General features: G+C 70.8%; 5 protein-coding genes and 1 other RNA gene. 2 read left to right on the top strand and 4 right to left on the bottom strand.

Annotation, left to right across the window (positions count from 1 at the left end; translation table 11 throughout):
• The 3 genes from SACHA_RS0100080 to SACHA_RS0100075 all read right to left on the bottom strand — a co-directional run.
• A partial coding sequence (locus SACHA_RS0100080) for a DNA polymerase III subunit gamma and tau (protein ID WP_019806214.1) occupies window positions 1-1,209 on the bottom strand: 1,209 nt, incomplete at its 3' end.
• Window positions 1,210-1,271: 62 nt separating this feature from the next.
• An RNA gene (gene ffs / locus SACHA_RS23515) (signal recognition particle sRNA small type) lies at window positions 1,272-1,368 on the bottom strand.
• A gap of 80 nt (window positions 1,369-1,448) precedes the next feature.
• On the bottom strand, window positions 1,449-1,700 hold the full coding sequence (locus SACHA_RS0100075; RefSeq protein WP_019806213.1) for a DUF397 domain-containing protein: 252 nt from the start codon (window positions 1,698-1,700) through the stop codon (window positions 1,449-1,451).
• Between the two features lie 239 nt (window positions 1,701-1,939).
• Between SACHA_RS0100075 and SACHA_RS0100070 the strand changes: the two genes are divergently transcribed.
• Window positions 1,940-2,131 (top strand): hypothetical protein, encoded by a 192-nt coding sequence (locus tag SACHA_RS0100070; RefSeq protein ID WP_019806212.1) that lies wholly within the window; start codon window positions 1,940-1,942, stop codon window positions 2,129-2,131.
• 21 nt (window positions 2,132-2,152) lie between these two features.
• On the opposite strand, the gene SACHA_RS0100065 is transcribed toward SACHA_RS0100070, so the two are convergent.
• Window positions 2,153-3,010, bottom strand: coding sequence for a helix-turn-helix domain-containing protein (locus tag SACHA_RS0100065; protein WP_019806211.1), 858 nt, complete (start codon window positions 3,008-3,010; stop codon window positions 2,153-2,155).
• Window positions 3,011-3,122: 112 nt separating this feature from the next.
• Here SACHA_RS0100065 and gndA point away from each other — a divergent pair, with 112 nt between their 5' ends.
• Entirely contained in the window at window positions 3,123-4,562 is a 1,440-nt protein-coding gene (gene gndA, locus SACHA_RS0100060) for an NADP-dependent phosphogluconate dehydrogenase (protein WP_019806210.1), read from the top strand.
• Window positions 4,563-4,568 lie beyond the last annotated feature (6 nt).

Genomic DNA, 4,568 nt, shown 5'->3' with positions numbered 1-4,568 from the left:
CGGGGCCGGAGCCTGCGCGGCCGGGGCCGGTGCGGGCGCGACGTCGCCCGCACCGAGCCTGCGTTCCAGGCTCTCCAGGCGCTGCAGCATCGCGGCCTCGTCCCCGGCGACCTCCGGCAACAACATCCGTGCGCACAGCAGTTCCAGCACCAACCGGGGCGAGGTGGCCCCACGCATGTCGAGCAGCCCGTTGTGCAGGATCTCGGCATAGCGGGTCAGCGTGCCCGGTTCGATGCGCTGGGACTGGCTCACCATGCGCTCGATCTGCTCCTCCGGTGCCGAGACCAGTCCCGACTCCGCCGCGGTCGGCACCGAGCGCAGCAGGACGAGGTCGCGGAGCCGGTCGAGCAGGTCGCTGGCGAACCGGCGGGGGTCGTGCCCGGCCTCGGCGAGGCGTTCCACCGTGCCGTAGACGGTGCGTGCGTCCTGCGCGGCCAGCGCGTCCACCATGGCGTCGATCAGCGCCACATCGGTGACCCCGAGCAGGGCCACGGCCCGCTCGTAGGTCACACCGTCCGGCCCCGCACCCGCGATCAGCTGGTCCAGCACCGACTGGGTGTCCCGTGCCGACCCCCCGCCCGCACGGATGACCAGCGGATACACCGCGGGCTCGACCGTGATCTCCTCGGCCGCCACGTTGCGCTCCAGCAGCTCCCGCATCGCACTCGGCGGGATCAGCCGGAACGGGTAGTGGTGCGTCCGCGACCGGATCGTCGCCAGCACCTTGTCCGGCTCGGTCGTGGCGAAGATGAAGATCAGGTGTTCCGGCGGCTCCTCCACGATCTTGAGCAGCGCGTTGAAGCCCTGCGGGGTGACCATGTGGGCCTCGTCGATGACGAACACCCGGTAGCGCGATTCGGCCGGGGCGTAGAAGGCGCGGTCCCGCAGCTCGCGGGCGTCGTCGACACCGTTGTGGCTGGCCGCGTCCAACTCGGTGACGTCGACGCTGCCCGGCCCGCCCGGCGCGAGCGCCACGCACGGCCCGCACACCCCGCACGGCTCCGGTGTCGGGCCCTCGACGCAGTTCAGCGACCGCGCCATGATGCGCGCGCTGGACGTCTTGCCGCAGCCGCGCGGGCCGGAGAACAGGTAGGCGTGGTTGATCCGGCCTGCGGCCAGCGCGGTGCGCAACGGCTCGGTGACGTGGTCCTGGCCGACGACCTCGCCGAAACTGGAGGGTCGGTACTTGCGGTACAGCGCTAGTGCCACGGGCGCGAGAGTACCGCCCACCGGCGACGTCGGTGCCCTCGGAGGAGGGGTTTCACCCGGGGAAAGAAGGGGACCCCCGCACCCGTCAGAGCCTGCTTATCCTTGCTGCCTTCCGGCCCTGGGGAGGTTCACAGGATGGACGTCGCGGGGGTCCACGGAACAGTGTAGGTGATGACCGCCGGGGGTGACAGCACCGGGTCCGGGCCCGGCCGTGAAACCCGGGCCCGGGGCCGTGGGGTTCAGTGCGGCAGGTCGAACTGGCCCGCCTTCACGGCCGTGACGAAGGCGTTCCACTCCCCCTCGTCGAAGACGAACACCGGACTGTCGGTGAGCTTGGTGTCCCGCACGCCGACCCGGCCCGGGGTCAGGTTGACCTCGACGCAGTTGCCCCCGTTGGGCTCACTGGCGAACGACTTCCGCCATCCGCCGGGGTCGAACATGCTCTCGGCCGTGGTCGGGTCGTAGGCGACTCGCCCTTCATAATCGGCCATGGCATCCCTCCGTACACGGTGGCGGCGACTACGGGCCGTGTTCGTCGTGCCCGGTGTTTCGCCGCCATGCCGCCGATCCGACCAAAGGATGCCTCCATCCGTGCGACATTCCCCGGTACGGCTCGACAGCATGATTATTGCGCATCTACGATTATTACTATCGGTAGAGAAGGACAGGCGGGCGATCGGGGTCGGTCTTTTGAGAGATCGACAACAACTGTGGGGGATGGTGGCAACGCATGGCCGTACGACTCGACGTCGAGCCGGTGAGCGCCGCACGCGCGAGCCGGACGGCCGAACGGGAGACCCCCCGCCGGATCCGGCGGGGGCGGTTCGGAATCACCTTCGTCCGGCTGTCCACGCGACGCCATCCCGGGCCGCTCCTCCCGATCGACGACCCGTTCGCGCTCCGGTATCTGTGCCGGGTGTGACGCGATCCGCCGGAGGCGGGGTCAGGACGCCAGGGACTCGCGGTACCGCTGGGCGAACTGCTTCAACAGCTGTCTGCTCTCCTGCCGCTCCAACGCGGCACCGCGCAGCCGGTCCCAGGCGTCCACGAAGATCTGGAAATCCTTGACGTCGTCGAGGTAGACACCGCCCGCGGAGTGTTCGATGTAGACGAAGTCGCGGGTGCGGTCCGGAAACCGCATGACGGTGAAGTCGTTGGGCACCGCGGCGAGCTTCGCGTCGAACGGCAGCACGTGCACGTACACCCGGCTGCGCTCGTCCAGCTCCAGCATGTGCTCCAGCTGGTCGAGCATCACCGCCGGCGCGTGTCCTCCCGGGGCCCGGTGCAGCGCCGCCTCGCTGAGGATGAAGCGGTAGTACGGCGGGTGCTGCTGCTCGAAGACGGTCTTGCGGTCGAGTCGGTTGCGGACCAGGGCGGTGACGTCGGTGGCGCCGAACTCGGTGAACTGCTTGAGCATGTAGTGCTCGGACTGCAACGGCCCCGGGATCCGCTCGCCGTGCCAGGTGAGGATCTCGGCGGCGGCGGGTTCGAGGTCGGTGAAGGTACGGAACCAGTGCGGCACCACCGAGCGGTAGCCGGACCACTGCCCGCGGCGCCCGGTGGCGGCCCTGGCCAGCTCCAGCAGTGTCTCCGCCTCCTCCCCCGCGATCCCGTAGGCGTCCAGCATGGAACGGACGTCGCCCAGCTTGACCCCGACCGACCCGGACTCGATCTTGTTGACCTTGCCCTGGGTGCAGCCCAGGATGTCGGCGACCTGCTGCTGGGTGTACCCGGCGGCGATACGCGCGTGCCGCAGCTCGTTGCCGAGCTGCTTCCGGCGGGAGGTCACGGTGCTGGCCATGGCGCGGAGACGTTACCGCGCGCGGCGGCCCGTCCGGAATCACTCCTCCGGATGGCCCGGGTGGGATCTCGGACACCGTGAGCAATCCCGCACCGGCGTAAGGTGGGCAGCCATGACCACGACAGCGAACATCGGCGTCTCGGGCCTTGCGGTCATGGGCCGCAACCTGGCCCGCAACCTCGCCCGGCACGGCCACACGGTCGCCCTGCACAACCGCACCGAACACCGCACCCGGGAGCTGGTCGAGGGGTTCGGCTCCGAGGGGACGTTCGTGCCCACCTACTCGGCGCGCGAGTTCGTGGACGCGCTCGAACGGCCGCGCCGACTGGTCATCATGGTCAAGGCCGGTGGACCCACCGACGACGTGATCGAGGAGTTCGCGCCGCTGCTCGATCCGGGGGACATCATCATCGACGCGGGCAACGCCCACTTCGCCGACACCCGTCGCCGGGAGGCCGCACTGCGCGAGCGCGGACTGCACTTCGTCGGGACGGGCGTCTCCGGCGGCGAGGAGGGGGCCCTGCACGGCCCGAGCATCATGCCCGGCGGGTCGGCCGAGTCGTACGCCTCGCTCGGCCCGCTGCTGGAGGACATCGCCGCGCAGGTGGACGGCGAGCCGTGCTGCACCCACGTGGGCCCGGACGGCGCCGGGCACTTCGTCAAGATGGTGCACAACGGCATCGAGTACTCGGACATGCAGCTCATCGCCGAGTCGTTCGACCTGCTGCGCGGGGCGCTCGGGTACGACCCCGCCGAGATCGCCGAGGTCTTCCGCACCTGGAACACCGGCAGGCTGGACTCGTACCTCATCGAGATCACCGCCGAGGTGCTCGCGCACACCGACCCCGCCACGGACGGACCGTTCGTGGACGTCGTGGCCGACGAGGCCGAGCAGAAGGGCACCGGCCGCTGGACGGTGCAGAACGGGCTCGAACTCGGCGTCCCGATCACCGGCATCGCCGAGGCCACGTTCGCCCGGTCGCTGTCCGGGCACACACAGCTGCGCGCGGCCGCCCGCGGTCTCGCGGGGCCGACACGGGCGGCGCTGACCGGCGCCGAGGCCGAGCGGTTCGCCGACGACGTCGAGCAGGCGCTGTACGCCTCCAAGGTCGTCGCCTACGCGCAGGGGTTCAACCAGATCCAGGCGGGCAGCGCCGAGTACGGCTGGGACATCGACCTCGGCGCGGTCGCCTCGATCTGGCGGGGCGGGTGCATCATCCGGGCGACGTTCCTGGACGACATCCGTGCGGCGTTCCGGGCGGAACCGACGCTGCCGACCCTGCTGACCAGCGGCACGTTCCGCACCGCCGTGGAGCGCGCGCAGGACTCCTGGCGCAACGTGGTGACCACCGCCGTGCGGCTGGGCATCCCGACGCCCGGGCTGAGCACGGCGCTGGCCTACTACGACGGCCTGCGCGCCGAGCGGTTGCCCGCCGCGCTGGTGCAGGGCCAGCGGGACTACTTCGGCGCGCACACCTACCGGCGGACCGACCGGGAGGGCACCTTCCACACCACGTGGGCGGCCGACCCGCGCGCCGAGGAGCGGGCCTGAGCGACG

This window comes from Saccharomonospora halophila 8 (genome assembly GCF_000383775.1).
Classification (GTDB): Bacteria; Actinomycetota; Actinomycetes; order Mycobacteriales; family Pseudonocardiaceae; genus Saccharomonospora; species Saccharomonospora halophila.
The sequence above is the reverse complement of the archived record's forward strand: the minus strand, read 5'-3'. Positions and strand labels throughout refer to the sequence as shown.

Excerpts from the sequence above, each read along its gene's own strand:
- SACHA_RS0100070 (WP_019806212.1), top strand. The coding sequence starts at position 1,940 with ATGGCCGTACGACTCGACGTCGAGCCGGTGAGCGCCGCACGCGCGAGC.
- SACHA_RS0100065 (WP_019806211.1), bottom strand. The coding sequence starts at position 3,010 with ATGGCCAGCACCGTGACCTCCCGCCGGAAGCAGCTCGGCAACGAGCTG.
- SACHA_RS0100075 (WP_019806213.1), bottom strand. The coding sequence starts at position 1,700 with ATGGCCGATTATGAAGGGCGAGTCGCCTACGACCCGACCACGGCCGAG.
- gndA (WP_019806210.1), top strand. The coding sequence starts at position 3,123 with ATGACCACGACAGCGAACATCGGCGTCTCGGGCCTTGCGGTCATGGGC.